This is a genomic window from uncultured Dokdonia sp., assembly GCF_947492535.1.
GTDB lineage: Bacteria > Bacteroidota > Bacteroidia > Flavobacteriales > Flavobacteriaceae > Dokdonia.
Genome location: NZ_CANLNH010000036.1, coordinates 1 through 2,234, shown reverse-complemented (window position 1 = coordinate 2,234; position 2,234 = coordinate 1). Strand labels below are relative to the sequence as shown.

General features: G+C 38.8%; 1 protein-coding gene. It reads right to left on the bottom strand.

Annotated elements, in window-relative coordinates; translation table 11 throughout:
* On the bottom strand, positions 1-2,234 hold a 2,234-nt coding region (locus Q1A60_RS21430; protein WP_300008487.1), incomplete at both ends, for an Ig-like domain-containing protein.

The window sequence follows — 2,234 nt, the reverse complement described above, 5'->3', positions numbered from 1 at the left end:
TCGATATCCTGACAGATCTCTGTTACTGTTGGATCATCTTCTAGTATACTATCGTCATCTGATAAATCACTTACCATAGTACCTTCTGGTGCTATTCCTTCTACGGTTGCTTGGTTGGTAAACTGACCAGCATCAATATCATCTTGTGTGATTGCATAACTTCCAGTATATGTCCATGTCTCATCAACATCTAACTCACCGTCTGCATCTGTATCACCATCTACGAAAGTAATACCTCCTATTGGTAATGGTGCATCTAGTACAACAACATCTGAGATACTTACATTAGACTGATTCGTCACTGTAAATGTATATGTGATTGTCTCTAATGGATCACTACATCCATCTCCATTTTCATCATTCAGTACACCTACCTTGATAATTGCTATCGCAGTATCTGGATCGATATCCTGACAGATCTCTGTTACTGTTGGATCATCTTCTAGTATACTATCGTCATCTGATAAATCACTTACCATGGTACCGTCTGCTGCTACACCTTCTACTGTTGCTTGGTTGGTAAACTGACCAGCATCAATATCATCTTGTGTGATTGCATAACTTCCAGTATACGTCCATGTCTCATCAACATCTAACTCACCATCTGCGTCTGTATCACCATCTACGAAAGTAATACCTCCTATTGGTAATGGTGCATCTAGTACAACAACATCTGAGATACTTACATTAGACTGATTCGTCACTGTAAATGTATAAGTGATTGTCTCTAGTGGATCACTACATCCATCTCCATTCTCATCATTCAATACACCTACCTTGATAATTGCTATCGCAGTATCTGGATCGATATCCTGACAGATCTCTGTTACTGTTGGATCATCTTCTAATATACTATCGTCATCTGATAAATCACTTACCATGGTACCGTCTGCTGCTACACCTTCTACTGTTGCTTGGTTGGTAAACTGACCAGCATCAATATCATCTTGTGTGATTGCATAACTTCCAGTGTATGTCCATGTCTCATCAACGTCTAACTCACCATCTGCATCTGTATCACCATCTACGAAAGTAATACCTCCTATTGGTAATGGTGCATCTAGTACAACAACATCTGAGATACTTACATTAGACTGATTCGTCACTGTAAATGTATATGTGATTGTCTCTAATGGATCACTACATCCATCTCCATTCTCATCATTCAGTACACCTACCTTGATAATTGCTATCGCAGTATCTGGATCGATATCCTGACAGATCTCTGTTACTGTTGGATCATCTTCTAGTATACTATCGTCATCTGATAAATCACTTACCATAGTACCTTCTGGTGCTATTCCTTCTACTGTTGCTTGGTTGGTAAACTGACCAGCATCAATATCATCTTGTGTGATTGCATAACTTCCAGTATATGTCCATGTCTCATCAACATCTAACTCGCCATCTGCATCTGTATCACCATCTACGAAAGTAATACCTCCTATTGGTAATGGTGCATCTAGTACTGTTATATCCGATAATGTAACGTTTCCTTCGTTTGTTACTGTGAATGTATATGTAATCGTCTCTAATGGATCACTACAACCATCTCCATTCTCATCATTCAATACACCTACCTTGATAATTGCTATCGAAGGGTCTTGTGGCAGAACAGTAATCGTACAATCTGGGCAGTTTGGATCAATTGGTGGATTTTCTGGATCATTTGGATCTATCGGCGTTGGATCTTCTGAATCATCAGTTGCTGGTTCATCAGCTTGATCTACTCCATTAACAGTCGCTTGATTATAGACTCCACCAGCATCAATATTATCTTGTGTGATTGCATATATCGCAGTAAACGTCGTACTATCACTCTCCGTTGGATCTAAATCAATTGGTCCTCCTATGATATCTACTAATGGATCTGTTATTGTAATATTAAATAAAGGAACATCTCCATTATTTGTTACTGTAAAAGTATAGACCACTGAATCTCCTTCATTTACAATACCATCTCCATTCGTGTCTTCATAAACACCATCTTTTAATAATTCTAAAGATGGATTATCTGGAGTCACTATGATTGTTACCGTAGCTGTCTCTGTTGTTGTTGATCCATCTGGATTGGTAACCGTTACTGTATAATCAAAGGTATCGGTTCCGTTGTAGTTTGGATCTGGTGTATAAGTCACAGTACCATCTGCATTGATTGTTACCGTTCCATTTGCTGGATCCGTTACTTCGGTTACCTCTACATCTGCGTCTGGATCAAATCCATCATTCGCTAA